The sequence below is a fragment of the Rhizobium sp. KDH_Rht_773_N genome (genome assembly GCF_052946295.1).
Genome location: NZ_JBRFNB010000002.1, coordinates 224910 through 250097 on the forward strand (window position 1 = coordinate 224910; position 25188 = coordinate 250097).

Genomic DNA, 25188 nt, shown 5'->3' on the forward strand with positions numbered 1-25188 from the left:
AAGGATGGCGAGACGCTTCAGGCGCGCTCTTCCCAGACTTTCGCAAGCTCCACGATTGTGCTGACAGCCTTTTCCATATCCTGACGGCTGATCCATTCGAGCGGGGAGTGGAAAGCGTGGCCGCCGGCAAAAATGTTGGGGCACGGCAGGCCCATGAAGGAAAGACGGGAGCCGTCGGTGCCGCCTCGAATGCTGCCGCGCACCGGCGTCATGCCCGCCCGGCGCACCGCCTCGACGGCATTTTCGACGATTTCGGGATGACGGTCGAGCACCACCTTCATGTTGCGGTACTGTTCCTTCACGTCGAAACGATAGGTCGATCCCGGATAGGATTTCATCACATCCTTGACGATCGCTTCGAGCATAGCTTCCTTTTCGGTCAGGCCCTCGTCGGTAAAATCGCGAATGATGAGGCTGATCGCAGCCTTTTCCATGGAGCCCGCCACACCCGTCGGATGGATGAAGCCCTGTTTGCCCTCAGTCGTTTCCGGGGCGATCTCTTTCGGCAACCGGTCGATGATCGCGCCGGCGATCTTGATGGCGTTTTCCATCCGGTCCTTGGCAAAACCCGGATGAATCGCCACGCCGGCGATAACGATATCGACACTATCAGCCGAGAAGGTCTCGTCCTCGATATGACCGGCGGTTTCGCCATCCATCGTATAGGCGAAATCCGCGCCGAGCTTCTTCAGGTCGACCTTGTTGACGCCGCGGCCAACCTCTTCATCCGGGGTGAAGAGGATCTTGATCACTCCGTGCTTGATCTGCGGATTGTCGACGAGGATCTGCGCTGCGGCCATGATTTCGGCCAGGCCGGCCTTGTCGTCGGCGCCGAGCAGCGTCGTTCCGTCCGTCGTGACGATGTCGTTGCCGATCTGGTTCTTGAGTTCCGGATGTTCGGAAACACGGATCACCCGGCTCGGATCGCCCGGCAGCTGAATATCTCCGCCGGCATAGTTTCTTACCATCTGCGGCTTGACGTTCTTGCCGGTGAAATCAGGCGCCGTGTCCATATGCGAGCAAAAACAGATGACCGGCACCTTCTTGTCGGTATTGGCCGGGATGGTCGCATAGACATAACCATGCTCATCCAGATGCGCATCCGAAAGGCCGATCTCCAGGAGTTCCGCAACCAGGACCCGGCCGAGATCCTTCTGCTTTTCGGTGGTCGGCTGCGTGGACGAGGCAGGATCGGATTGCGTATCGATAACGACATAGCGGAGAAAGCGGTCGATAACGGCGTTTGTCATATTGTCCAGTCCAGCATGATCATCGTCCGATCATATAGCCACCGAAGGTCCTATGATGAAAGCTCTTTTCCACTCCAGGCAGACGGGCACCCGCCATTCAACCCGTCTTATACATTGTCGGCAATCGACCGTATCGAAACCACATGCGACAGGAGCTGATCCTTCCTGAGCTCATGCACCAGAAACGAGGGGGCGTCGAGAAGCGGAAGATCGTGCCGACCTCGGAAGAGAAGTGGATTGGGCGGACAAAGCGAACCGCAGGTCTGGAGCGCAATCGATCCCCATCTGCCGGAAACCGGCCGATGCACATGACCGCAAAGAACGCCAAGTGGCGGACGCGTCCCCGCTTCCAGGAACTCACGCAGTGCATCGCCGTTTCTGCACCCGACCTGATCAAGCACCTCGATGCCGACCTCGAAGGGCGGCTGATGCGTGAAGAGGAGAACCGGGATCGCGACATCGGAAAGCGCATTCCTCAGCCACGGCAGATGCGGCCGGATTTCGCCATAGCTTTGGCCGGGTACCGTAACATCGACGCCGACAAGGGAAACGCCATTGACAGCCGCCCGGAAATGCATCGGCCCCGACATACCTGTCCAGCGTCCGACTTCGGAAAGCTCGGCCCGCATCACCGATCGATCATCACCGTTACCCGGCAGGAGATAAACGGGAAAATTCAACGCCCGCAGGCCTTCGGCAATCCGGCGATAGCCTTGCTGCCATCCGTCGTCCACCAGATCTCCGGTCAGGACAAGCGCGTCCGGACGAAATGCCTTCAGCCAGTCGATTGCTCTTTCGAATGCGAGCAAGGACGGACCGTCCGGGCTGGCATGGATATCGGATATCTGCGCAATAAGCATATCGCCCTCTCCTTCCCTAGTGAAGGCAATATGCCGGAAGCGACGGCGATGCTCTATCGCCTTGCTGCATTCAGTCGACGCGATTGCCCTCGCCGTTGAAGACATGCAGATGCTTGGCCGGGAAGGCAACCTTGACCTTCGGCCCGGCACTCAGAGCCTCGCGATCGAGCGTGAATATCTTGAACGGAAGGCCGTGCAGCGAAAGATGCAGGATGATGCCGAAGCCGGTCGGCTCGACGAGCTCGACATCGGCGGCGATCCCGGCTCCGTTGTCCGTCATGACGACATGCTCCGGCCGGATCCCGAGCGTGAGTTTTTCGCCGTTCGACAAGGGGAGCGATTTGTCGAGCGGCACGATCGTGCCGTCCTTCAGCTTCACGCCGCCCGTCTCATAGCTCGCCTCCAGGAAGTTCATGCCCGGAGAACCGATGAAGCCCGCGACGAAAAGGTTGGCGGGGCGGTCGTAGAGCTCCAGGGGGCTGCCGACCTGCTGCACGACCCCGCCATGCATGGCGACGATGCGGTCCGCCAGCGTCATCGCCTCGATCTGGTCGTGGGTCACGTAGATCGAGGTCGCCTTGAGGTCGCCATGCAGCTTCTTGATTTCGGCGCGCATCTGTTCGCGCAGCCTTGCGTCGAGGTTCGACAGCGGCTCGTCGAAGAGGAAGGCCTTCGGCTGGCGCACGATGGCGCGGCCCATGGCCACGCGCTGGCGCTGACCACCGGACAATGCCTTCGGCCGGCGTTCGAGCAGGGGATCGAGGCCGAGCTTGGAGGCAGCACCCGCAACGGCGCTCGCGATCTTCTCCTTCGCCGTCTTCCTGAGCTTGAGGCTGTAGCTCATATTGCCGGCGACATTCATGTGCGGATAGAGCGCATAGGACTGGAACACCATGGCGATGTCACGGTCCTTCGGATGCAGCTCGTTGACGCGGTTGCCGGCAATGCGGATCTCGCCGCCGGTCACGTCCTCGAGGCCCGCGATCATGCGCAGCAGGGTGGACTTGCCGCAGCCGGAGGGGCCGACGAGAACGACGAATTCGCCGTCCTTGATCTCCAGATCGACGCCGTGCAGCACCGGGAAATGACCGTAGGATTTCTGGATATTCTTGATGTCGATCGATGCCATGTGACTAACCCTTGACCGCGCCGGCCGTCAGGCCCTGGACGAGATAACGCTGGATGAGGAGGAAGAAGAGGCCGGCTGGAATGAGCGCCATGACGCCCGCCGCCATCATCTGCCCGAAATCCACGGAGAATTTCGAAACGAAAGTAAGAAGGCCGACCGGGAAGGTCGCCGCATCATTGCCGTTGATCAGCATCAGCGCGAAGAGCAGCTCGCTCCATGCCGCGGTGAAGACGAAGCCGAGGGTCGCCGCGATACCCGGCAGCGTCAACGGCAGGATGATCTGGCGGAAGGCCATGAACTGGGTGGCGCCGTCGATCATCGCCGCCTCTTCGAGATCCTTCGGGATACCGTCGAAGAAGGACTGCATCAGGAAGGTCGCGAAGGGCACGTTGAAGGCGGTATAGACGATGACGAGACCGGTCAGGCTGTTCGTCAGGTGCAGCGGCGACAGGATCTTGAAGATCGGAGCCACCAGCATGACGAGCGGAAACATCTGGGTCAGCAGCATCAGCGCCACGATCCAGTATTTCGCCCGGAAGGTGAAACGCGACAGCGCATAACCGGACAGCGAGGCGCAGATCGTCACCGTGACCGCCGTCGAAGCCGAGACGATCAGGCTGTTCTTGAAGAAGGTCGGGAAGGCGCTGTGCTCCAGCACGAAGCTGTAATGTTCCCATGTGGTGCGCGACGGCCACATGCGCACACCCTCCGTATAGAGCAGGTCGTTCGGCGTGACCGAGACTTTCAGAAGCCAGAAGAGCGGAAAGAGTGCGAAAACGACGTAGGCGAGGATCGCCAGACGGTGCGCGACAACGGGGAGAATGGAGCGTCTCATGGCTCAATCCTTTGCAAGCAGGCTCTGCCGCAGCAGGATAATCAGCATGGAATAGGCCAGAAGCAGGACCAGCAGCACCAGCGCGATCGCCGAGGCATAGCCGAAGTCCAGCCGCTTGAAGGCCTGGGTGAAAATGTAGCTGGCGACGATCTGCGTCCTGTCCGCCGGCCCGCCGCCGGTCATGACGACGATGAGATCGGCGAAATTCGAGATCCAGACCGTGCGCAGCATCACGGTTATGGCGATGGTCGGCGCCAGGAACGGCAAGGTAATCGACCAGAAGCGCTGGAACCAGCCGGCGCCGTCGATGGACGCCGCCTCGTAGAGATCGCGCGGGATCGCCTGCAGCGCAGCAAGCAGCGTGATGGCGAAAAAGGGAATGCCCCACCAGACATTGGCGATGATCGGCCCCCACATCGCATATTGCGGATCGGAAAGAATATTGCCCGGTTCGCTCATCAATCCCAGTGCAAAGAGCCAGTGCGGGATCGGCCCGATGACCGGGTTGAAAAGCCAGGCCCAGTTGAGGCCGGCAAGGAAGGACGGCACGGCCCAGGGCAGAAAGACCAACGCCTGGATGACACCCCTGCCCCAGAACGGCTTGTCGAGCAGCAGAGCCAGGATGAGGCCGAAGATGAATTGCAGGATGACAGAAGCGCCGGTCCACCAGAGCGTATTGCGAAGCGCGCCGTAAAAGGCCTTGTCCTGGGAAAGCGCGCGGAAGTGCTCGATGCCGACGAAGCCGCCGGAGAAGGGATTGAGAAGCTGGATGTCGCGAAAGGCATAGGAGACGCCGACGACAAGCGGCACCAGCATCACCGCAATGATCAGGATCAGCGAAGGCGCGCTATAGAGATAGGGCTCGGAAGCCTCGGCCAGACGACGCAGCCATGGCCGGCGGTCGTGGCGCATCTGAAGCGTTTCGGCGGTGATGGTCATTGCCCGATAATTCCCCTTGCAGCGCTTCGGCGCGCCGTCTGTCGTTGCATGAGCGGCGGCGGAAAGTCTCCGCCGCCGCTTGCGGTGTCGGCCCTACTTCTTTGCCAGGAACTTCTGCTGGGCCTTGGTGAGATAGTCGGCCCACTGGTCGGCGAGATCCTTGGCGGAAATGTCACCGAGCAGCGCCTGCTGCGAGGTCTTGATCGCGAGAGAATCCTTGAAGAAGGCGAATTCCTCGAGATAGGTCGGCATGACCGTCGGAACGGTGTCCTTGTCGGCCAGTTCCTCGAACCAGCCCTTGAACTGATCACCGGCGTAGAACGGATCCTTTTCCGCAGCCGTGTAGGCCGGCAGCGCGCCGATCTTCTTGTTCCACTCGATATTGCCTTCCGGCCCCTCAAGAGTAGCGATCAGCTTCCAGGAGAGATCCTTGTTCTGGCTCGTCGTGAACATCGACCAGCCGCCATAGCCGATGGTCGGATAGGACTTGCCGGCCGGCCCCTTCGGCAGCGGAATGACGCCGAAATCGTCCTTGTTCATGCGCTCGGCGATCGCGATCAGCGCGTCCGGATCCTGGTCGAGGAAGGCGCAAGTGCCGGAATAGAAGCCGGCGACGACTTCGTTGAAGCCCCAGTTGACGCTATCCTTCGGCGCATAGCCCTTCTTGTAGAGGTCCACCATCCACTCGATACCCTTTGCCCAGCCTTCGCTGTTCATGGTCGAGGTGCCGTCTTCCTTGAAGTATGTGTTGTCGCCGGCCATGGAGGCGGCAAAGATCATCCAGCCGTTCAGACCGCCCGGACCGCCGCGCATGCAGTAGCCGTATTTGCCCGGCAGCTTGGACACGGCTTCGGAGGCCTTGGTGAAATCCTCCATCGTCTTCGGTGGTTCCTTGACACCGGCTTCCGCAAGCAGCTTCTTGTTGTAGAACATGGCGCGCAGATAGAAGCCGTAGGGCAGCATATAGGCCGTGTTGTTGACGTCACGGCCGAGGTCGAGGGCGCGCGGCGTCAGCTCCTTGGTGTGTTCCCACTTTGCAAGATAGGGCTCGAGGCTTTCGAGCATGCCGTTATTGGCATAGAGCGACAGCCAGGTATCCGGCATTTCCATCACATCAGGCACGTCGCCGGCCGAAACCATGGTCGCAAACTTCTGGAAGGCTTCGTTCCAGGGCAGCGAGATGATATCGACCTTCGTGCCGGGATTGGCGGCCTCGAACTTGCCGACAATCGATTTCAGCGTCTCGGTGCGCTCCGGGCTGGTGATGACTTCGACGAGCTTCAGCGTCGTGTCCGCAAAAGCCGTGCCTGCCATCATCGTGGCAAAGAGCGTTGAAAGAATGAGCTTTTTCATTTTCGGTTCCCCTCCGTCGTTGTTTGTGAGGTTTGGTTATGAAGCGACCGCGATCGCTTCCTCGATATCCCTCCACAGGGCCTCGGTTCCTTCGAGGCCGATATGGAGGCGCACAGATCGCGGGCTGATGCCGAAGGCCTGCGCGGAATTCGGCTGCGCTTTCTGCTGCAGCACCACTTCGCCCGGTACGATCAGGCTTTCATGTCCACCCCAGCTTACACCCAGTTTGAAAAGCTTGAGGTGATCGGCGAAGGCTCTGACATCGATGCCTTCGCGGAATATGAAGGAGAAGAGTCCGGACGTGCCGTTCAGGCCGGCTGGCAGACGGTTGGCAAGGCCCGGATGGCAGACCTGCTCGACCACGTCGAGCGCCTGCAGGCGCTGGGCGATCGTCATGGCCGCCGTCTCATGCGCCTTCATGCGGATCGGCAGGGTGCGCAAGCCACGGATCAGCAGCCAGGCATCGAAGGGCGAAAGCTTGCCGCCGAGATAGGGATAGGATTCGGCCTTGATCCGGGCGATCATCTCCTTCGAGCCGGCAACAATGCCGGCCACGACGTCACTATGTCCCCCGAGATATTTGGAGGCCGAATGGATGACGAGGTCGACGCCGAGCGTTATCGGCCGCTGGAAGATCGGGCTTGCCCAGCTGTTGTCGATCATGGTGACGACGCCGTGCTTTCTGGCAAGCGCTGCCAGCGCGCCGACATCATGGGTTTCCATCACCCAGCTCGTCGGGCTCTCCATGTAGAAGACCTTCGCACCCGGCAGCGCCTTGGCGACAGCCTCCTCGTCGCGGCCATCGACATAGGTCACGTCGACCTTCATGCGCTTCAGGATGGTACCGAACAGGCGGAAGGCATCCGGATAGACATGCTTGACGGCGACGATGCGGTCGCCCGGCTCCACGAAGCTCAAGACGGCAGACGAGATCGCCGCCATGCCGCTTGCAAAACCCAGCGCATCCTCGGCACCTTCGAGCTTTGCCAGCATTTCCTCGAACATGCGCACGGTCGGGTTGAGGCCGCGCGTATAGATCGGCCGCACCTTTTCGCCGCGATAGGAGGCGATCATGTCGTCATAGTCGGAAAACGTGAAAAGCGAGGTCTGGAAGATCGGCGGAACGACCGCTTCGGCGAAGTTGCCTTCGTCATGGGCGGTGATCAGCGAGGCGAGGTCGAACGGTTCGAGGCCGTCAGTCATCGGGACATTTCCTTGATGTCTTCCTCGACCACGTCGAGGATTTTCAATGTCTCACGCCGCGCCGCTTCGGTATCCTGGGCGGCGATGGCGTTGAAAAGGGTGCGGTGGAAGGGAAAGGACCGGCGGGCAAAATCCTGCCGGTCGAAAGGATGCGTCCAGAACCGCTCGAAGGTCTCGCGCATCTGCTCGAGAAGCTGCCGGAACAGCGGATTGTGCGTGGCATCGTAGACAGCCAGATGGAAGGCCAGATCTTCCGGGCCGGATGCTCCCTTTGAAAGATGCACCCGTTCCATCTCGTCAAGCTTTTCCTCGATGACGATGAGATCTTCCGCCGTGCGCCGCCGCGCAGCCACCATGCCGGCCTCGCATTCGATGCCGCGGCGCACCTCCAGCGTCTGCAGCAGCACATCGCGCAGATGCGGCGTCTCGAAGGAAAGCGGCACATGGATCGTGTCGCGAGAAACCGGTTTCAGCAGATAAGTCCCGCTGCCCTTGCGCGTCTCGATTACGCCGAGCGCCTGAAAATGCCGGATTGCCTCGCGAATGGTGGAGCGCCCGACGGCAAGGGCGGCCATCAACTCGCGTTCGGCCGGTAGCCGATCACCCGCCTGAAGCCGGGCATCCTCGACATAATGCGCCAGAGCGTCCGTCACCTGCCTGGCGCGGTCGATCGCCGGAAGCGGCCGGATCACCGGCCTGTCGCTGTCATTTGCCTTCATGGTTCCCCAAATTCTTTTCCAAGGCAGCCGACCTTCAAAATTGGTCTGACATCTTAGCATTTCTCAAAGGGCCGGCGCCGTCAAGGCGGTCGTGTGTGGAAAAGGCAATTCCCTTTCGCCTGAGCATCCGCGACACAACGGGACGCCGCACCGAATTCCTCCGGACCGTCAATGCTGACGATAGTTTGAGATGACCTTGGAAGGCAGGAGCCTTATGAATGGACATCACCGCTTTCACCACCAAGACCCATTGAAAGGATCGCCATCATGTCCATCCACAGAGCGTCCCTTGCCATAGTCGCGGGCGCGACCATGCTGGCCGGTGCAGCCTTCGCGCAGATGCCGGCGCAACAGCCCGATGCCAAAGCCTTCAAATTGGGATCCTTCGATCTCGTGGCCTTGCATGACGCCCAGTTCGTCCTGCCGAACGACGGCAAGGTCTTCGGGGTCGGTCACAGTCCGGAAGAAACGGCCGAAGTCCTCAAAGGCGCCGGCGCACCGACGGACACCGTGACGCTCAGCGTCGATGCGCTGCTCGTCAAGATGCCGGAGCGACTGGTGCTGATCGACACCGGCGTCGGCGGCGCGCTGCAGCAAAGCCTCTCGCAGGCCGGCTACAAATCCGCCGACGTCACAGACGTGCTGATCACCCATTCGCATTCCGACCATGTCGGGGGACTGGTAAAGGATGGCAAACTGGCCTTTCCGAACGCGACCATACGCCTGTCAGCCGCCGAGTGGGAATTCGCCAGGAAGAACGACAAGCTTGCCGATGTCGTCAAGACGGTCGAGGGCCATGTGAAGACGTTCGAGCCGGGTGCCGAGGTGGCCCCTGGCATCACCTCGGTGGAATTGCCGGGCCATACGCCCGGCCATGTCGGCTATCAGATTGCCTCGGGGGACGAGAAGATGCTCGATATCGGCGACACGGCACACAGCTCTATTGTCTCTTTGGCCAAGCCGGACTGGCCAATTGGCTTCGACACCGACGCCCCGACTGGCGAAAAGAACCGGATCGGGACGCTGACGACCCTTGCACAGTCGCAGGAACTCATCTTTGCCCCTCACTTCCCCTTCCCCGGGGTCGGCCATATCCAGTCGGACGGCGACCACTTCAAGTGGGATCCGACACTTGCGGCCGGCAAGTGAGCAATGGGCTTTGCAAGGCAAACGCCGAAGCAGGCCATGTGATCTCAAATCGAAACGGCGGCCCAAGGGGCCGCCGCCGATCAAATCCGGGGAATATGCCTGACAGGTAGCAGGCTTAAGCGACGTTCGACTGCCGCTTCGGCAGCTTCCAGCCCGGACGTGCGAAATGGCAGGTATAGCCGTTCGGGATGCGTTCGAGATAATCCTGATGTTCCGGCTCGGCCTCCCAGAAATCGCTGACGGGAACGACTTCCGTCACCACCTTGCCCGGCCAGAGGCCGGAGGCATTTACATCGGCGATCGTATCCTCGGCCGTCTGCCGCTGATTTTCATCGACATAGAAGATCGCCGATCGATAGCTGGTGCCAATGTCGTTGCCCTGGCGATTGACCGTGGTCGGATCGTGAATCTGGAAGAAGAATTCCAGGATGTCGCGATAGCTCGTCTTTTGCGGATCGAAGATGATTTCGATCGCTTCGGCATGGCTGCCGTGATTACGATAGGTGGCGTTGCGAACTTCGCCGCCCGTATAGCCGACGCGCGTGGAAACGACGCCGGGAAACCGTCGAATAAGGTCCTGCATTCCCCAGAAGCAGCCGCCAGCAAGTACCGCACGTTCTGTCGTCATAGAATGTCCTTTCCTGATGCGCGAGATGGACGTGAATCGTCAGGTGCGCTTCGCTGACGCCTATATGGGTACTCGGCCCAGTGATCGCCAGTCCGCAACAGCGGCATCACGGACTTTCCCGAGACACCGCCGGAACACCGGACGACCTTTTGCCCGCGCGGGCGGGCCTCGCCTTACCTCGCAAACAAGGTCTTGAATTGTGTCGGCTGGCAGCGGAGATACTGATTGGCCGCTTTCACCTGTCCGCCGAGCTCGGCGGCGGCGTGCCACGGCCAGCGCGGATCGTAAAGGATGGCGCGGGCAAGCGCGATCAGGTCCGCATCACCGGTTGCAACGATAGCCTCTGCCTGCGTCGATTCGGTAATCAGGCCAACGGCAATGACCGGCATTTTGACGGCGCTCTTGATCGCGCGGGCGAGCGGCACCTGATAGCTCGGGCTGATCGGGATCGCCTGAGAGGGATGCAGGCCGCCGCTCGAGACGTGGATGGCACTGCAGCCCCTTTCCTCGAGCATCCCGGCAAATTCGACACTCTCTGAAATCTCCAGACCGCCTTCGACCCAGTCGGTGGCGGAAACGCGCATCGTCACCGGCCGGTCGGAGGGAAAGGCATCCCTTACAGCTTCGAGAACTTCCAGCGGGAACCGGGCGCGGTTTTCCAGCGAACCGCCATATTCGTCGGTGCGCCGGTTCGACAAGGGCGACAGGAACTGGTGCAGCAGATAGCCATGAGCACCGTGGATCTGAACGGCGTCGATGCCGATCCTGGCCGCCCGCTGCGCGGCAGCGGCAAAGGCATCACGCACGCGCTTCATGCCATCCCGGTCAAGTGCGGTCGGCGGCACGTAGTTCGGGTTGAAGGCGATGGCGGAAGGCGCTTCGGTCTGCCATCCGTTCGGATCGGTCGGCGGAAACTGGCCGCCGCCTCTCCAGGGAACCTCTGTCGAAGCCTTGCGGCCGGCATGCGCCAGTTGCACGGCAATCGGCATGTCCGACCACTTCCTGATGCTCTCGAGCGTGCGGGCCATTGCGGCTTCGGAAGCGTCATCATAGAGGCCGACATCGGCAAAGGTGATGCGTCCCTCTGGCAGGACGGCGGTCGCCTCGATGGTCAGGAGCGCTGCGCCGGAAAGCGCCAGCTGCCCGAGATGGATCAAATGCCAATCCGTCATGCAGCCGTCGACGGCCGAATACTGGCACATGGGCGCAATCACGATACGGTTGGCGAGTTCGAGATTGTGCACGGCGAAGGGAGAAAACAGGACGGGTTGGGACATGGCGTTCCTCCAAGCGGAATTCGGTTGTCTCGGCTTATAGCACTCTATCGGATCTTTACGACGGTTAGCAGAGCTTCCGGCTGTCAGGAACTGTTCTTTGGTGTGGGTCCCTATTGCGAAAAGGCCCCGCGATACAGCTTCGTCCGATTGTTGCGTCACATGCAACAAAGCCTTTAGCAGAACGTCGGTTCAGTCGCGTTGCGGCCGGCTATATCGTGTCGGGGGAGTGTCCCGCGGGCTCGAAACAGTGCGGAAGAGACGATGCTATTGGCAGCCTCGGAAAATGATATGCGCAAAGACCTCGTGACCCCGCTCATGCGCATCCAGATCGAGCTTGCACTTGCCGTTTCGAGACGCGATTTCGCCGCTCTTCGATCCCTCGAGATCGAGGCGAAACACATGGCGCTCAGCGGAGCGGAAATCGATGCAGCAAAACGCGGAGGCAGTTTCGACCTGTTTGCCGATATCGCCGTCAAATTCGCGCTGGCGATCGACGTGGGTGACGAAGAAGCGGGCGCGACCGCCAGGCGGCAACTTGCAGCTTTCGGTATTCCCGACATCGCTTCGCAACTGCGCGCCCTGGTCACGAGACCGGAACTGTCGCCGGCGAATGAAAGACCGCCATTCAGCGGCCTGGTCCGGTCGGACCGATAGATTGCGATCGGGCCGAAAGCGTTTAAACCTCTGTCTTTGACTTGAGCTTTTCTGGACGACGTGAACCGCATGGACCGATGGCAGGCAATGAGGGTCTTCGTGAAGGTCGCGGAGGCCGAGAGCTTTGCAGAGGCAGGGCGACAACTCCACATGAGCCCTCCGGCAGTGACGCGCATCGTGTCCGCGCTGGAGGACGTTATCGGCGCACGCCTACTGACGCGCACGACCCGGTCCGTCAAACTGACGGAAGCCGGTGCCCGCTATCTTGCAGATTGCCAGAGGCTTCTCGCCGACCTCTCGGAGGTGGAAGCTGCCGCAGCCGGCGCCTACGGCAAACCGACAGGCACGCTCACCGTCACGACCTCAGCCATGTTCGGCACGATGTTCGTCCTGCCGCTGATGAGCGAATATCTGGATCTCCATCCCGATGTGACCGGTCGTGGCCTGTTCGTCGATCGGGTCGTAAACATGGTTGACGAAGGCATCGACGTTGCGATCCGCATCGGCCATCTGCCCGATTCCGGACTTACCGCGACACGCGTCGGCAAGGTGAGACGCGTCATCTGCGGATCCCCTTCCTATTTCGAGAAGCATGGCGTGCCGATGACCCCCGACGATCTGTCGGACCATCGCATTGTCGCTTCAACCAGCGCGTGGACGTCGCTTGAATGGCGTTTCGGGGTGCAGAAGAAGTCGACTATCCGCGTCACCCCCCGTCTCTTCTGCAGCACCAACGAGGCCGCGATTGCGGCGGCGGCTGGCGGCTGGGGTTTGACGCGCGTCCTGTCCTATCAGATTGCGCCGCAGCTTGAGGCTGGTGAACTGCGCACGATCCTGTCCGACTATGAAGAGGAAGCCTTGCCGATCCATGTCGTTCATCCGGAAGGGCGCCATGTTTCGGCAAAGGTGCGGAGTTTCATCGACTTTGCCGTAGCAAGGCTGAGGTCCAACAGGCACTTCAACTAGAAGCGAAAGACCCGCGTATTCATCAGTGAATGCGCGGGTCTTTCATACAAGCGGTTGTTACTTTGCGACCTTGCGGTCGAGGAAGTCGTGAATGAGTGGCGCCATCTCGTCCAGCTTGTCTTCCAGGGCGAAATGGCCGGTATCGAGGATATGCATTTCGGCATCCGGCAGATCACGCAGATAAGGATGCGCGCCTTCCTCCGGGAAAATCTTGTCGTTCTTGCCCCAGACGATCAGCGTCGGCGGCTTGCGTTCACGGAAGAAGGCCTGAAACTGCGGGTAGAGCGGAACATTCGTGCCGTAGTCGTGGAAGAGATCGAGCTGGATATCCTTGTTTCCCGGCCGGTCGAGCAGCGCCTGATCGTGGACCCAATTGTCGGGGCTGATGCGGGTGAGATCCTTGACGCCATCCGTATACTGAAACTTGGTCGTCTCGAGGACCACGAGATTCGATAGCGCCTCGCGCTTTTTGCTGGAGCCGTCAGCCCAGTAAGCCTTGATCGGATCCCAGAATTCGCGCAGGCCCTCTTCGTAGGCGTTGCCGTTCTGGACGATCAGCCCGCTTACCCGTTCCGGATGCTTGAGAGCCAGTCGGTAGCCGACCGGGGCGCCGTAATCCATGACATACATGGCATACGACTTGGCGCCGAGTTGCGTCATGAGCGTGTCGACCATGTCCGCATAATGGCCGAACGTATAGGCGAACTTGGTGTGATCGGGTGCGTCGCTCTGGCCGAAACCGGGATAGTCGGGGGCGATCACGTGATAGCGATCGGCAAGCAGCGGAATGAGATTGCGGAACATGTGCGAGGATGTCGGAAAGCCGTGCAGGAGCAGGACGACCGGGCCGTCGGCCGGCCCGGCCTCGCGGTAGAACATGTTCACGCCGTCGATCTCGGTCGTGCGATAGTGGACCGTTACCGGTGCTTGCCGGACGACGGCAGCCTGCTTGGCAGGGGCGGCAATTGCGTGAGAAAGAGGAGCGAAGCTGGCGGTTGCCAGCATCAGGGAAAGGATCAGTCGGTTCATCTCAATTCTCCTTTTAACGAAATCCGCCAACAATCCTTGCTGGCCCGCCGCCAACAATAGCCACTCACCGGAATCCGTTAATCGACAGAATGCGGAAGTTATTATTCCGATTACTGGAATAATTATTCCCAAGACCGAGGCCACGACGTTACCCGACTCCGGGGTCGACACGCAGACGACAACACGATCCGCCCTATCAGTCCCGGACTGTCGTGCAGTTCCACTCGGTCATGATGTGTTATATGCATAGCGGCATCGGAGCCCACCCACCCCGATGCCAGATCAGGGGATTTAAATGGTCGAAAAGATTGCCCCCACCTCACCGGCCGCGGCTTCCTCGGCGACGCACATAAACCATAGTACGTCCATCGGCTCCGAGCCGGACAATGCCTGGGTCGCCGGGCGGCAGGCGGAAATCACCGCCGGCAGAGAGGGAAAAGGCGGGCATCACGCCAATGCCGGCGACGAAGAGCGAACCGACGGCAACGAGGATCCTGCGGCCGATCGGCATCTCGACCATCATTCCACGCAGTCGCACCCGGACGAGACCAGCCGGGATGAGGAACGCCTCTCCGGCGAAAGCGACCGCATCGGTACCGGCAACCTTGATGAGGATGTACCGTTCGGCGAGCACACCGGATATCTGTAAGTGATTGCGATCGCACGCTGACAGGCTCCCCGCGCCCCGCCTTCGGTCGAAAGCCGGCTCATCATTATTGCCGCAATTGCCCTTCCGATTGCTCCCGGCCAAAGTCTTTTACATGTGAGAAAACCTTTTCTCACTTGACAATTTTTCTGGGAAAAGCTTTTCTCACCGCAAGTTCTAGGGAGGAGCGACTGGACACGACGGGAGGAAAAAGAGGCAGGATCACCATCCACGATGTCGCGGCAGCGGCCGGCATCAGCATCTCGACTGCATCGAAGGCGCTGAACGACACGGGCCGGATGGGGCTGGAGACGCGAGAGCGGGTCAAGCGCATCGCGGCAGAGATCGGATACCGGCCGAACGCTCTGGCAAGGGGTCTGCTCAGCAAACGCAGTTTCACGATCGGACTTCTGACCAACGATACTTATGGCCGCTTCACGCTGCCGGTCATGGCGGGCATATCCGATGCTCTTGTCGACCACGGTGTTTCGGTCTTTCTGTGCGCCATCGAAGAGGACCCGGCGCTGGCGCAGATTCATGTCGAGGCGATGCTCGACAAACAGGTTGACGGCATTATCGCGACAGGAAAGCGTCTGGACAGACGGTTGCCGCTCGATCTGTCGAACCTGAACGTACCCGTCGTCTACGCCTTCACGGAGGGGGCGCCGGGAAGCGTAACCTTCCGCTCCGACGATGCGCAGGGTGCGCAGCTTGCCGTCGAGTGGTTGGCAAAGCTTGGACGCAAACGCCTTGTGCATGTCACGGGGCCGGAGAGTTTCTTCTCGGTGCGCGAGCGCGCCAATGCCTATCGCAAGGTGGCGGGCGGGCAGCAGCAGGTGCTTTTCGGGGTCTGGTCCGAAAGCTGGGGCCACGAGGCGGTGGCGAAATTGTGGAGCGGCGGCGAGAGGCCCGACGGCATCTTCTGCGGCAACGACCAGATTGCACGCGGTGTCATCGACGCGCTGCGCGAGCGCGGCGTCCGGGTGCCGCAGGATGTTTCGGTGGTGGGATTCGACAATTGGGAGATTGTCGCCGCCCAGACCCGGCCGCCGCTGACGACGGTGGACATGGAATTGAAGGAACTGGGGCGGCAGGCCGGATTGACGGTTCTGGCGCTTGCGGAGGGACGCTCGGTGGAGCCCGGCATCAGGAAACTGCCATGCCGTCTCGTCGTGCGGCAATCGTGCGGGGGTGACACCCTCGGAATATAGCAACGGCGCGAAGGAGACGCGCCAACTTGGGAGGAGAGCCATGATGAAGCGTCTATTGGTGGCAACGAGCCTTGCCACACTCTGCCTGGTCTCGACGGCCTCGGCTGCCGAGAAGATCGAAATGTGGGTCCGGTCCGGAATCGGCGACGCCTTCAAGAAGGTCGTCGAGTCCTACAATGCAAGCCATGAGAACCAGGTCGTCGCAACCGAAGTGCCCTTCAGCGAACTGGTGCAGAAATACGCAACCGCAATTGCCGGCGGCCAGGCGCCTGACGCCCTTTCGATGGACCTGATCTATAACCCGGCCTTCGCCGCCGCCGGCCAGCTGGAAGATCTGACCGACTGGGCCAAGAGCCTGCCCTATTTCAATTCGCTGTCGCCGTCGCATGTCAAACTCGGCACCTACGAGGGCAAGATCTACGGTCTGCCGCTGTCTGTCGAAACCTCTGTCTTTGCCTGGAACAAGGACCTTTACAAGAAGGCCGGTCTCGACCCGGACAAGGCGCCCACGACCTGGGAGGAAATCGAAGCCAATGCGGAGAAGATCCGCAAGCTCGGGGACGATACTTACGGCTTCTATTTCTCCGGCGGCGGCTGCGGCGGCTGCATGATCTTCACCTTCACCCCGCTTGTCTGGGGCGCCGGCGCCGATATTCTCTCCGAAGACAGCAAGACGGCGACGCTCGATACGCCGCAGATGCGCAAGGCCGTCGGCTACTATCGCGACATGGTCAAGAAGGATCTCGTCCCCGCAAGTGCGGCAAGCGATAACGGCACGAACTTCCTGACCTTCACCAACGGCAAGATCGGCCAGCAGAGCCTCGGCGCCTTCGCCATCGGCACGCTGGTTACGCAATATCCCGATATCAATTTCGGCGTGACGCTGATCCCGAGCGTCGACGGCAAGGCTTCCTCCTTTGCCGGCGGCGATAATTTCGTCATCACCAAGGGCACGAAGAAGATCGATGCCGTCAAGGAATTCCTCGAATATATCTATTCGATGGACGGCCAGAAGGTCATGGCGAAATATGGCAGCCTGCCGACGCGCGGCGACATTGCCGACCAGGTCCTTGCCGGCCTCGATCCGCGCATGCAAGTGGGCCTCAAGGCGATCTCGATTGCCAAGACACCTTACACGCTGCAGTTCAACGACTTGATCAACAGCGCCAACGGCCCCTGGGCAACCTTCACCAACGCCGCAATCTTCGGCGATGACGTCGATGGCGCCTTCTCGAACGCTCAGTCCGAGATGCAGTCCATCATCGACAGCGGCCAATAACTCTCCCGGCCGTGGGCCGGGGGACGGTGGCTGTTCCCCGGCCGATCCACAGACTGAGCTTTTTTAAGATGCGGAGGTTTCGATGACCGGTTCCGGTCCACAGCGTACGCGCGCTGCCCGAAAACGGCGGAGGTCGCAATGGCGCGGCTTTCTTTATATCGCGCCGGCCATGGCGCTCGTCATCGTCTTCTTCGTGATGCCTGTTCTCTTCACAGGCTGGATGAGCCTGCACAACTGGCCGCTGATGGGTGCGGCGCGCTGGATCGGCTTTGCCAATTATATCCGCATGTGGAACGACAGCCGCTTCATGGCGGCCCTGAATTTCACCGCCTACTACACCGTCATCGTGACAATCGCGATCTTTGCGGTCGCCTTCCCCCTGGCGATCTTCGTCGAGAAGGAACGCCGCTTCGTCAGCACCTACCGGACGATCATCTTCCTGCCCGTCGTGGTCGGCCTCGCAACGGCATCGCTGCTCTGGGTCTGGCTTGCCAATGTCGATAGCGGCTTCTTCGGCCCGGCCCTTCGCGCCCTCGGCCTCGTCGAGCGCAGCCCCAATATCATGGCGAGCTTCGATACCGCCTTCGCGACGATCATCGTGATGGTCGTCTGGAAGATCGCCGGTTTCACGATGATCATTCTGCTGACCGGCCTGCAGGCCATTCCGTCCGAACTGACGGAGGCCGCCCGCATCGATGGCGCCGGCCGCTGGCAGCGCTTCCGGCACCTGACGCTGCCGCTGATGCGCAAGACGATTGCGCTGGCGCTGATCGTTTCGGTCACGGGCTCGATCCTCGCCTTCGACCAGTTCTACATCATGACCTCCGGGGGGCCGCAGAACAAGATGATCTCGGTCGTCTACTATATCTTCAACCAGTCCTTCGTATCCTTCAATCTGGGCTACGGATCCGCCCTTTCGATCGTGCTTCTGGCAATCCTGGTGGCGATCTCCATCGTCCAGCTCTGGCTGCTGCGTGTCGGGGAGGAACGTTGATGGTTTCCTCCAGGCAGCGGCGCGCCCGCAAGCGTTTCAGGTCGCAATCGGCCTATCATGTCGCCGGGATCGCGATCTCGATCTTCTTCCTGGCGCCTTTCATCATCACGCTGCTCGCCTCTTTCCGGCACGGTACGGAAGCCAGCCTGCCGCCGCTGCCGCCATGGCCGACGACCGGGTTCAGCTTCGACGCCTATGCGCTGCTCGATACGTTCGGCGCCGGCATCTGGCAGCACATGATCAACTCGCTCTTCGTTTCGCTGGCGACGGTGCTGCTGACGGTCACGGTGAGCCTGCTCGCCGGCTACGGCTTCTCGCGCTACCGCTTTCCCATGAAGAACGCGCTCTTCGTGCTGATCATCGCAACGCTGATGATCCCGTTCCAATCGATCCTGACGCCGCTCTTCATCATCCTGGCGAGGCTCGGCCTCAACAATTCCCTGCTCGGCCTCACCCTCGTTTATGTCACGCTGCAGCTGCCCTTCTCCGTCTTCATGATGCGCAACGCCTTCGACGCCGTGCCGAAGGAGATCGAAGAGGCGGCGCGCATCGATGGCGCACGGGACCTTAAGCTGTTGATCCGTGTGCTGCTGCCGCTGGTGCTGCCAGGCATTGCAACGGTCGCGATCTTTGCCTTCCTCAATGCCTGGAACGAGTTCCTGGCCGCCCTCGTGCTGCTCTCCAGCAACGAGAAATACACACTTCCCGTTCTCATGACGGCGGTGCGCGCCGGTCGCCTCGGCGCCATCAACTGGGGCGCGGTCCAGGCCGGCGTCATCGTCATGACGATCCCCTGCCTGATCGTCTTCCTGCTCCTGCAACGCTACTACATGCGCGGGCTGATGGCCGGCGCGGTGAAATAACGATCTTTCAACGAAATGGATGAAGCCATGAACAAGCTGAAGAGAGACCGCCAGTTCCGTCCCCTGCCCGTACCGAGCGTCGAGCTGCACGGTCTGTTTGGCGATCGCCAGGATGCAATCTGCGATTCCACTGCCGAAACGCTGCTCGACCGCTGCGTCGAGGCCGGTATGCTGCAGGCGATCGACGTCACCCAGCCGAGCCCCGGCGTGGTCATCCCGATCGGTCCCTGGGGCGGGTCGACGCAGATGTTCTGGGACAGCGACCTCGGCAAATCGATCGAGACCGTGGCCTATTCGCTCTACCGCCGGCCCAATCCGAAGCTTGAGGCACGCGTCGATCAGATCATCGACATGTATGAGAAACTGCAGGACGAGGACGGCTATCTCAACGCCTGGTTCCAGCGCGTGCAGCCGGGACGGCGCTGGACGAACCTGCGCGACCATCACGAACTCTATTGCGCCGGCCACCTGATCGAAGGCGCCGTTGCCTATTACCAGGCGACCGGCAAGCGGAAACTGCTCGACATCATGTGCCGTTACGCCGATTACCTGATCACCGTCTTCGGCCATGGCCCTGGCCAGATCCCGGGCTATTGCGGCCACGAAGAGATTGAACTGGCGCTCGTCAAGCTGGCGCGCGTGACCGGCGAGAAGAAATATCTCGACCTCTCCAAATTCTTCATCGACGAGCGCGGCACCGAGCCGCATTTCTTCACCGAAGAGGCCATACGCGACGGCCGCAACGCGGCCGATTTTCACCAGAAGACCTATGAATACGGCCAGGCGCATGTGCCGGTGCGCGAACAGAAGAAGGTGGTCGGCCACGCGGTGCGCGCCATGTACCTTTATGCCGGCATGGCCGATATTGCCACGGAATATAACGACGACACGCTGACGGCAGCCCTCGAAACGCTCTGGGACGACCTGACGACCAAGCAGATGTACATCACCGGCGGCATCGGCCCGGCCGCTGCCAACGAGGGTTTTACCGACTATTACGACCTGCCGAACGAAAGCGCCTATGCCGAAACCTGCGCCTCGGTCGGCCTCGTCTTCTGGGCGAACCGCATGCTCGGCCGCGGCCCGAACCGGCGCTATGCGGATATCATGGAACAGGCGCTCTATAACGGCGCCATGGCCGGGCTTTCGCTCGACGGCACGCGCTTCTTTTACGAGAACCCGCTGGAGAGCGCCGGCAAGCACCATCGCTGGATCTGGCACCATTGCCCCTGCTGCCCGCCGAACATCGCCCGCCTGCTCGCCTCCGTCGGCTCCTACATGTATGCGATCGCCGAGGACGAGATTGCCGTCCACCTCTACGGAGAAAGCAAGGCACGCTTCGATCTTGCCGGCGCCAAGGTCGAGCTTTCACAGCAGACCCGTTACCCCTGGGATGGCGCTATCCGTTTCGACCTTGCGCTCGACCGCCCCGCTCACTTCGCGCTGTCGCTGCGCATTCCGGAATGGGCCGACGGTGCTGCGCTTTCCGTCAATGGGGAGAGGCTCGATCTGTCATCGGTGCTGGTCGATGGTTATGCCCGCATCGAACGCGACTGGAAGAGCGGCGACAGGGTCGATCTGTCGATCCCGCTGTCGGCCCGCAAGCTCTTCGCCAATCCGCTGGTCCGCCAGGATGCCGGCCGCACCGCGCTGATGCGTGGCCCGCTAGTCTATTGCATTGAGGAGACCGATAACGGCGCCGGACTGAACGGCATTTCGCTGTCGGGCGATGTGTCCCAGGCGAAAACGTCGGAAATGGCCGGCCTCCGCGGCGCAGTCGCCCTCGAGCTTCCTGTCAGCCGCGATACGGCCGATTGGGGTTCGGCGCTCTACCGCACCTCTCCGCCGGCGACAAAGCAGGCAAGCGCGCGCTTCGTGCCCTATCCTTTCTGGGACAATCGCGAGCCGGGCGAGATGCTCGTCTGGGTGAGAGCCGGCAAGGCGCGCGGTGAATAACATGGCGGATACGGGCGTTGTGCTGACCGAAATTCGCAAGAGTTTCGGCAATCTGCAAGTCATCCATGGCATCGACCTCACCATAACGGAGGGATCCTTCGTCGCTTTCGTCGGCCCCTCGGGATGCGGAAAATCGACGCTCCTGCGCATGATTGCCGGGCTGGAAGATGTCACGGACGGGGAAATCGAGATCAAGGGCCGCAATGTCACCGATCTCGATCCTTCCGATCGCGGCATCGCCATGGTCTTCCAGTCCTACGCGCTTTATCCGCATATGAGCGTGCGCGACAACCTCGCCTTCGGCCTGAAAATGGCAAGGACGCAGGCCTCGGAGATCGAGGCCCGCGTCAAGGCGGCCTCGGCCATCCTGAAGATCGACCACTTGCTCGACCGCCGGCCGGGACAGCTCTCGGGCGGGCAGCGGCAGCGCGTGGCGATCGGCCGCGCGATCGTGCGCAAGCCGGAGGTCTTCCTCTTCGACGAACCGCTGTCCAACCTCGATGCGGAACTGCGTGTCTCGATGCGCATCGAAATTGCCAGGCTCCACCGTGAGCTCGGCAATACGATGATCTATGTCACGCACGACCAGACCGAAGCCATGACGCTTGCCGACAAGATCGTCGTGCTGCGTGACGGGCGGATCGAACAGGCGGGGACACCGCGCGAGATCTATGAGCGGCCCAACAATGTCTTCGTCGCCGGTTTCATCGGTTCACCCCGCATGAACCTTCTGGAGGCAAGCTGGGCAGGCGACGGCAGCATTCTGGTGGCCGGCAACCGCATTCGCTCTCCGATCGGCGGTGCCGGCCTGACGCCGGGCCAGAAGATCACCCTCGGCGCGCGGCCGGAACATCTTGCTATCGTCGCCGGACCGCAGGACGAGGCGCTGCTGGCGAGGGTCGATTTCGACGAATATCTCGGCGGCACCCAATTTCTCTATTGCCAGCTTGGTGACGGTCAGCCCCTGACCGTCGAATATAGGGGATCCTCCGATATCGAGACCGGCAGCCAGCTCGCCTTCAGCAGCGATCCCGCCCATCTGCATGTGTTCGATGCCGATGGCATGCGGCTCGACAAATAGACACGGGCAGCTGTAGGCTGCGCCCCGTTCGCTCGAACCGGTCCCCGATGCCCGAACAGGTTTCGAGGCGACAGATGCCGGTCGATGGGAACGGGTCTTTCGCTGGAGGACAGCCCCGTCTGTCGTGTCGCCTTGATCGTTTTCCTGGATTTCGAGGCCTCGTCCCTCAGCAAGAAGAGCGTTCCGATCGAAATTGCCTGGGTGTTCGAAGACGGCCGTTCTCACTCCGCTCTGATCCGGCCCGCCGCCGATTGGGACGACTGGGCAGCAGACGCAGAAGCAATTCACGGGATTTCGCGAGAGTTGCTTGCCTCGGAAGGCGTGCCGGTGGAGCAGATCGCTCGTGAAATGGTCGAGGTCCTGACCGGCCACGATCTTTATGCGAGCGCCCCTTCGTGGGATGGAAAATGGCTGAGCGTTCTCCTGCGCGCCGCCGGCCTTCCTCGGCATGCGCTGCGGCTCGGCAAATCGCGCGATGCCTTTATGGCCACAGCGCGCGACGTAGCCGGAGCGGCCGTCACGGAGACAGAACTATCGACGCTCGTCGATGACATCGTCGAGGAGAGCAAGGAGGCCGTCCCGGTGCATCGGGCATTGGCGGACGCCATGCTCGAGCTTACCCGATGGAAGCTTGTGCGCGAGGCGGCCAGAAAGCGGATGGCGACAGGCAGCTAGAGCCTTTCCTGGCTAGATTGAAGCACCCAGCGCGCAAAATCCGCAGCCGGGGGCGCAAGCCGGTCGAAACTGCGGGCAACCAGCCAATAGGCGCCGTTCGGAACTGTAAGGTCGAAGAGCTGGCGCAAGCGGCGGGCGCGGATTTCCTCCTCTGCAAAGGCCGCATCCATTAGTGCAACGCCCTGGCCACGCAGCACCGCCTGCAGGACCAGCCCATCATCGGCATAGACCGGCCCCCTCGCCGTCTCGGGCATGGCGATGCCGGCCGCCTCAAACCACCGGCTCCAGGCGTCGCGGTTTTCCTCATGTAAAAGCCCGTAAGCAAAAATGTCGCGCGGAGAAGAGATCGGCGGGCCGCGCTCCAGAAGATCGGATGCAATCACCGGCAGCATGCGCACATCGAGCAAGTGCCGGCTTTCTGTCCGCGGCCACGCCGTGACGGTGGCGCTGTGCCTGATCGCCAGTTGTGCCTGACCGGTGCGGAACTCGACAAGCCGCGAATCCGCATCGAGCAAGACTTCTATATCCGGGTGAAGCCTGCGGAATTCCGGCAGGCGCGGCACCAGCCAGCAGGCGGCAAAGGAAGGCTCCACGCTGATCTTCAGATCGGTGGAGCGTGAAGCGCCTCGAATATCCTCCAGACACTCGTCGATCCGGTCGAAGGACGATGTCAGCACCGATAGCAGCGTCCGGCCACTGGCCGTCAGGGCGACGCTCCGATGCCGGCGCTCGAAGAGCGGCTCACCCAACAGGTGTTCCAGCTCACGGATCTGACGGCTGACGGCCGCCTGCGAGATGAACAGCTCCTCGGCCGCGCGCGTGAAGCTTTCGAGCCGCCCCGCGACCTCGAAGCTGCGCAATGCCGTCAGAGGCAGCCGACCACGCTTCATCCTATAACCTCAAGTCATTCGAAGTGAACGATAAGCTCGTTTGAAGACCGGGCGCAAGGGGAGGAGAACAGTTGGGAAAGGAGAATAGCCATGTGGAAGCAGATCATCTCCGTCCTGATCGATGCCCTTCATCTCGTCACCTTCACATCGCACGGCAAGAACAACCGTCGGCGGCCGGACTGCTGAACGCGAACCTAGCGCTCGCCTGGATCCTCCATGCGGGCGGCCAGTTCCGCAGAACGGTATCGGGCCGGCGTTATCCCGCGGCGACCTTTGAAAGCCTTGCCGAATGCGGCTTCCGATTCATAGCCGACCTCCGCAGCGATATCCGCAATCGTCCGCCGCGTCCGGACCAGCAGGTCGCTTGCCAGCATCATCCTGATATCGGTCAGGAATGCACCCACCGTCATTCCCGCGCGCTCGCGAAATTGTCGGGCGTAGGTGGCCCGCGACATGGCCGAATGGCGAGCAAGTTCATCGATCGTCCAGGGAAAGGCGGGCGAGGACATCATTGCCGCGGCGGATTTGCCGAGCCTTGCATCGCCGAGCAATTGCAGCAGCCCAGACGACGCGACGGGCGACGCCCTGCCTGCCCGCACCGCCATGATGAAGAGCGAAAGGCAGGTTGCGGTGATGATCGCCAATGCTCCCGGCTTCTCCTCAGCCGTTTCCCTGTAAAGCATGGCGACCAGGGTCTTCAGCAATTCCTCCGCTTCCGCGGCGAGCGATACGTGAAAGACGTCGGGAAGACTGTCGAGCAACAGGGCGGCCGATCCCGGGGCGCAATCGAAATGACCGCAAAGAAGGTCAAGGTCGGCGTCGCCGTCGCCGTTTTCGCGCAAAGGCAACATGCCGCCCGTCGTAACACGCAAAGGCCCTGTCTCGCCCCGTGGCCGCAAACCGACGATCACATGCGCATCCCCTCGCGGCAGCAGCAGGAAATCGCCGGAACGCAGCGTGATCTCGCGACCGGAGCGGAGACGAATAAGACAATCTCCGCCAAGGATGAGGTGGAACGGCAGCGTACCGGGCGCCGCCGGCTCATGATCGATCGCGAATGTGCCCTGCAGGCGACAGCGGATGTCGAGCGTTGGCTGCAGGCGGGCAAGTTCGATAAGGCGGCTTAAAACATCCATGAGACGATCGCGCTAGAAATTGAGCTTCCCAAGCATTCAAAGTATCGGCACCCAAGGTCATAGTCGCTTCCAACAGCCGAGGCAATGATGCCGTCGCTGATTTCAGAAGGAGTGACTGTCATGTTGGACTGGAAGGAATATCGGGGCGAACTCTTCGGCCGGATCGGCGAACTCTCCAAGGTCGTGCCCGAGACGATCAAGGGCTACCAGACCCTCTCCACTGCCGGGCAGAAGACCAATCATCTCGACGCCAAGCAGCGCGAATTGATCGCCCTTGCCGTAGCCGTGACCGTCCGTTGCGACGGTTGTATCGTGGTGCATACGACCGAGGCCCAGAAGGCAGGCGCCACCAAGGAGGAAATTGCCGAAGCCCTCGGCGTGGCGATCTCGGTGAATGCCGGCGCAGCCCTTGTCTATTCTGCCCGCGTCATGGACGCTGCGGACGCCATCGCAAAGTGAACGGACC

At 61.2% G+C, this 25188-nt stretch carries 25 protein-coding genes; 12 read left to right on the top strand and 13 right to left on the bottom strand.

Features of this window, described 5'->3' with window-relative positions; translation table 11 throughout:
- Window positions 1-17: 17 nt before the first annotated feature.
- From pepT to ACU8HS_RS23030, 8 genes are all read right to left on the bottom strand, one after another.
- Window positions 18-1250 carry a peptidase T gene (gene pepT, locus ACU8HS_RS22995; protein WP_112570387.1) on the bottom strand — a complete coding sequence of 411 codons (1233 nt, stop codon included), beginning with the start codon at window positions 1248-1250 and terminating at the stop codon, window positions 18-20.
- 107 nt (window positions 1251-1357) lie between these two features.
- Window positions 1358-2215, bottom strand: coding sequence for a metallophosphoesterase (locus ACU8HS_RS23000; protein WP_447016265.1), 858 nt, complete (start codon window positions 2213-2215; stop codon window positions 1358-1360).
- A complete protein-coding gene (locus ACU8HS_RS23005) occupies window positions 2181-3239 on the bottom strand; it encodes a sn-glycerol-3-phosphate ABC transporter ATP-binding protein UgpC (protein ID WP_112753988.1) in 1059 nt (352 codons plus the stop codon). The genes ACU8HS_RS23000 and ACU8HS_RS23005 overlap by 35 nt, the downstream gene beginning before the upstream one ends.
- A 4-nt stretch (window positions 3240-3243) precedes the next feature.
- Window positions 3244-4074, bottom strand: coding sequence for a carbohydrate ABC transporter permease (locus ACU8HS_RS23010; protein WP_112570394.1), 831 nt, complete (start codon window positions 4072-4074; stop codon window positions 3244-3246).
- A 3-nt stretch (window positions 4075-4077) separates the two neighbouring features.
- Window positions 4078-5013, bottom strand: a complete 936-nt coding sequence (locus tag ACU8HS_RS23015; RefSeq protein WP_112570396.1) for a carbohydrate ABC transporter permease — start codon at window positions 5011-5013, stop codon at window positions 4078-4080.
- Window positions 5014-5106: 93 nt separating this feature from the next.
- A complete protein-coding gene (locus ACU8HS_RS23020; protein ID WP_112570398.1) occupies window positions 5107-6366 on the bottom strand; it encodes an ABC transporter substrate-binding protein in 1260 nt (419 codons plus the stop codon).
- Window positions 6367-6402: 36 nt separating this feature from the next.
- Window positions 6403-7569 (bottom strand): PLP-dependent transferase, encoded by a 1167-nt coding sequence (locus tag ACU8HS_RS23025; RefSeq protein ID WP_113413770.1) that lies wholly within the window; start codon window positions 7567-7569, stop codon window positions 6403-6405.
- Window positions 7566-8288 carry a FadR/GntR family transcriptional regulator gene (locus ACU8HS_RS23030; RefSeq protein ID WP_112570402.1) on the bottom strand — a complete coding sequence of 241 codons (723 nt, stop codon included), beginning with the start codon at window positions 8286-8288 and terminating at the stop codon, window positions 7566-7568. Before ACU8HS_RS23030 ends, ACU8HS_RS23025 begins: the two co-directional genes overlap by 4 nt.
- A gap of 267 nt (window positions 8289-8555) precedes the next feature.
- Here ACU8HS_RS23030 and ACU8HS_RS23035 point away from each other — a divergent pair, with 267 nt between their 5' ends.
- The gene (locus ACU8HS_RS23035) at window positions 8556-9437 is read left to right on the top strand and encodes an MBL fold metallo-hydrolase (protein ID WP_112753994.1); all 882 of its coding nucleotides are present in this window, start codon (window positions 8556-8558) and stop codon (window positions 9435-9437) included.
- A gap of 115 nt (window positions 9438-9552) precedes the next feature.
- Here the strand turns inward: ACU8HS_RS23035 and msrA are convergent, their stop codons facing one another.
- Both msrA and ACU8HS_RS23045 read right to left on the bottom strand, forming a co-directional pair.
- On the bottom strand, window positions 9553-10065 hold the full coding sequence (gene msrA / locus ACU8HS_RS23040) for a peptide-methionine (S)-S-oxide reductase MsrA (protein ID WP_112570406.1): 513 nt from the start codon (window positions 10063-10065) through the stop codon (window positions 9553-9555).
- Window positions 10066-10238: 173 nt separating this feature from the next.
- Complete coding sequence (locus ACU8HS_RS23045; RefSeq protein ID WP_113413771.1) at window positions 10239-11342, bottom strand: NADH:flavin oxidoreductase/NADH oxidase; 1104 nt, start codon at window positions 11340-11342, stop codon at window positions 10239-10241.
- Window positions 11343-11630: 288 nt separating this feature from the next.
- Between ACU8HS_RS23045 and ACU8HS_RS23050 the strand changes: the two genes are divergently transcribed.
- Both ACU8HS_RS23050 and ACU8HS_RS23055 read left to right on the top strand, forming a co-directional pair.
- Entirely contained in the window at window positions 11631-11996 is a 366-nt protein-coding gene (locus ACU8HS_RS23050) for a hypothetical protein (protein ID WP_447016266.1), read from the top strand.
- 69 nt (window positions 11997-12065) lie between these two features.
- On the top strand, window positions 12066-12962 hold the full coding sequence (locus ACU8HS_RS23055; protein ID WP_112570413.1) for a LysR family transcriptional regulator: 897 nt from the start codon (window positions 12066-12068) through the stop codon (window positions 12960-12962).
- A 57-nt stretch (window positions 12963-13019) separates the two neighbouring features.
- Here ACU8HS_RS23055 and ACU8HS_RS23060 read toward each other — a convergent pair whose 3' ends face one another.
- The gene (locus tag ACU8HS_RS23060) at window positions 13020-13991 is read right to left on the bottom strand and encodes an alpha/beta fold hydrolase (protein WP_447016267.1); all 972 of its coding nucleotides are present in this window, start codon (window positions 13989-13991) and stop codon (window positions 13020-13022) included.
- Window positions 13992-14286: 295 nt separating this feature from the next.
- On the opposite strand from ACU8HS_RS23060, the gene ACU8HS_RS23065 reads away from it, so the two are divergent.
- The 8 genes from ACU8HS_RS23065 to ACU8HS_RS23100 all read left to right on the top strand — a co-directional run bounded on the left by ACU8HS_RS23065 (window position 14287) and on the right by ACU8HS_RS23100 (window position 22696).
- Window positions 14287-14640 (top strand): hypothetical protein, encoded by a 354-nt coding sequence (locus tag ACU8HS_RS23065; RefSeq protein ID WP_112570417.1) that lies wholly within the window; start codon window positions 14287-14289, stop codon window positions 14638-14640.
- Between the two features lie 134 nt (window positions 14641-14774).
- Window positions 14775-15848, top strand: a complete 1074-nt coding sequence (locus tag ACU8HS_RS23070) for a LacI family DNA-binding transcriptional regulator (RefSeq protein ID WP_377312619.1) — start codon at window positions 14775-14777, stop codon at window positions 15846-15848.
- Between the two features lie 40 nt (window positions 15849-15888).
- A complete protein-coding gene (locus ACU8HS_RS23075) occupies window positions 15889-17127 on the top strand; it encodes an ABC transporter substrate-binding protein (RefSeq protein WP_112570419.1) in 1239 nt (412 codons plus the stop codon).
- A gap of 82 nt (window positions 17128-17209) precedes the next feature.
- Window positions 17210-18121 (top strand): carbohydrate ABC transporter permease, encoded by a 912-nt coding sequence (locus tag ACU8HS_RS23080; RefSeq protein ID WP_112570421.1) that lies wholly within the window; start codon window positions 17210-17212, stop codon window positions 18119-18121.
- Window positions 18121-18984: a carbohydrate ABC transporter permease gene (locus ACU8HS_RS23085; RefSeq protein WP_112754002.1), complete on the top strand. Its 864-nt coding sequence runs from the start codon at window positions 18121-18123 to the stop codon at window positions 18982-18984. The genes ACU8HS_RS23080 and ACU8HS_RS23085 overlap by 1 nt, the downstream gene beginning before the upstream one ends.
- 27 nt (window positions 18985-19011) lie before the next feature.
- The gene (locus ACU8HS_RS23090) at window positions 19012-20940 is read left to right on the top strand and encodes a glycoside hydrolase family 127 protein (RefSeq protein ID WP_447016268.1); all 1929 of its coding nucleotides are present in this window, start codon (window positions 19012-19014) and stop codon (window positions 20938-20940) included.
- Between the two features lies 1 nt (window position 20941).
- Window positions 20942-22021: an ABC transporter ATP-binding protein gene (locus tag ACU8HS_RS23095; RefSeq protein ID WP_447016269.1), complete on the top strand. Its 1080-nt coding sequence runs from the start codon at window positions 20942-20944 to the stop codon at window positions 22019-22021.
- A gap of 132 nt (window positions 22022-22153) precedes the next feature.
- Window positions 22154-22696: a transcriptional regulator gene (locus ACU8HS_RS23100; RefSeq protein ID WP_113413775.1), complete on the top strand. Its 543-nt coding sequence runs from the start codon at window positions 22154-22156 to the stop codon at window positions 22694-22696.
- Here the strand turns inward: ACU8HS_RS23100 and ACU8HS_RS23105 are convergent.
- Window positions 22693-23586 (bottom strand): LysR substrate-binding domain-containing protein, encoded by an 894-nt coding sequence (locus tag ACU8HS_RS23105; protein WP_113413776.1) that lies wholly within the window; start codon window positions 23584-23586, stop codon window positions 22693-22695. The two genes, ACU8HS_RS23100 and ACU8HS_RS23105, sit on opposite strands and share 4 nt — an antisense overlap.
- 194 nt (window positions 23587-23780) lie before the next feature.
- Window positions 23781-24722 (bottom strand): AraC family transcriptional regulator, encoded by a 942-nt coding sequence (locus ACU8HS_RS23110; protein ID WP_447016270.1) that lies wholly within the window; start codon window positions 24720-24722, stop codon window positions 23781-23783.
- 120 nt (window positions 24723-24842) lie between these two features.
- Here ACU8HS_RS23110 and ACU8HS_RS23115 point away from each other — a divergent pair, with 120 nt between their 5' ends.
- A complete protein-coding gene (locus ACU8HS_RS23115; protein WP_112570434.1) occupies window positions 24843-25181 on the top strand; it encodes a carboxymuconolactone decarboxylase family protein in 339 nt (112 codons plus the stop codon).
- The last annotated feature ends 7 nt before the right edge of the window (window positions 25182-25188 follow it).

What these genes read in the sequence shown, in the direction of transcription:
- ACU8HS_RS23110 (WP_447016270.1), bottom strand. Translation starts at nt 24,722, where the DNA reads ATGGATGTTTTAAGCCGCCTTATCGAACTTGCCCGCCTGCAGCCAACG.
- ACU8HS_RS23085 (WP_112754002.1), top strand. Translation starts at nt 18,121, where the DNA reads ATGGTTTCCTCCAGGCAGCGGCGCGCCCGCAAGCGTTTCAGGTCGCAA.
- ACU8HS_RS23090 (WP_447016268.1), top strand. Translation starts at nt 19,012, where the DNA reads ATGAACAAGCTGAAGAGAGACCGCCAGTTCCGTCCCCTGCCCGTACCG.
- ACU8HS_RS23075 (WP_112570419.1), top strand. Translation starts at nt 15,889, where the DNA reads ATGATGAAGCGTCTATTGGTGGCAACGAGCCTTGCCACACTCTGCCTG.
- ACU8HS_RS23045 (WP_113413771.1), bottom strand. Translation starts at nt 11,342, where the DNA reads ATGTCCCAACCCGTCCTGTTTTCTCCCTTCGCCGTGCACAATCTCGAA.
- ACU8HS_RS23030 (WP_112570402.1), bottom strand. Translation starts at nt 8,288, where the DNA reads ATGAAGGCAAATGACAGCGACAGGCCGGTGATCCGGCCGCTTCCGGCG.
- ACU8HS_RS23055 (WP_112570413.1), top strand. Translation starts at nt 12,066, where the DNA reads ATGGACCGATGGCAGGCAATGAGGGTCTTCGTGAAGGTCGCGGAGGCC.
- ACU8HS_RS23065 (WP_112570417.1), top strand. Translation starts at nt 14,287, where the DNA reads ATGGTCGAAAAGATTGCCCCCACCTCACCGGCCGCGGCTTCCTCGGCG.
- ACU8HS_RS23010 (WP_112570394.1), bottom strand. Translation starts at nt 4,074, where the DNA reads ATGAGACGCTCCATTCTCCCCGTTGTCGCGCACCGTCTGGCGATCCTC.
- ACU8HS_RS23095 (WP_447016269.1), top strand. Translation starts at nt 20,942, where the DNA reads ATGGCGGATACGGGCGTTGTGCTGACCGAAATTCGCAAGAGTTTCGGC.
- ACU8HS_RS23015 (WP_112570396.1), bottom strand. Translation starts at nt 5,013, where the DNA reads ATGACCATCACCGCCGAAACGCTTCAGATGCGCCACGACCGCCGGCCA.
- ACU8HS_RS23060 (WP_447016267.1), bottom strand. Translation starts at nt 13,991, where the DNA reads ATGAACCGACTGATCCTTTCCCTGATGCTGGCAACCGCCAGCTTCGCT.
- ACU8HS_RS23000 (WP_447016265.1), bottom strand. Translation starts at nt 2,215, where the DNA reads ATGTCTTCAACGGCGAGGGCAATCGCGTCGACTGAATGCAGCAAGGCG.
- ACU8HS_RS23050 (WP_447016266.1), top strand. Translation starts at nt 11,631, where the DNA reads ATGCGCAAAGACCTCGTGACCCCGCTCATGCGCATCCAGATCGAGCTT.
- ACU8HS_RS23080 (WP_112570421.1), top strand. Translation starts at nt 17,210, where the DNA reads ATGACCGGTTCCGGTCCACAGCGTACGCGCGCTGCCCGAAAACGGCGG.
- ACU8HS_RS23020 (WP_112570398.1), bottom strand. Translation starts at nt 6,366, where the DNA reads ATGAAAAAGCTCATTCTTTCAACGCTCTTTGCCACGATGATGGCAGGC.
- msrA (WP_112570406.1), bottom strand. Translation starts at nt 10,065, where the DNA reads ATGACGACAGAACGTGCGGTACTTGCTGGCGGCTGCTTCTGGGGAATG.
- ACU8HS_RS23005 (WP_112753988.1), bottom strand. Translation starts at nt 3,239, where the DNA reads ATGGCATCGATCGACATCAAGAATATCCAGAAATCCTACGGTCATTTC.
- ACU8HS_RS23115 (WP_112570434.1), top strand. Translation starts at nt 24,843, where the DNA reads ATGTTGGACTGGAAGGAATATCGGGGCGAACTCTTCGGCCGGATCGGC.
- pepT (WP_112570387.1), bottom strand. Translation starts at nt 1,250, where the DNA reads ATGACAAACGCCGTTATCGACCGCTTTCTCCGCTATGTCGTTATCGAT.
- ACU8HS_RS23035 (WP_112753994.1), top strand. Translation starts at nt 8,556, where the DNA reads ATGTCCATCCACAGAGCGTCCCTTGCCATAGTCGCGGGCGCGACCATG.
- ACU8HS_RS23025 (WP_113413770.1), bottom strand. Translation starts at nt 7,569, where the DNA reads ATGACTGACGGCCTCGAACCGTTCGACCTCGCCTCGCTGATCACCGCC.
- ACU8HS_RS23105 (WP_113413776.1), bottom strand. Translation starts at nt 23,586, where the DNA reads ATGAAGCGTGGTCGGCTGCCTCTGACGGCATTGCGCAGCTTCGAGGTC.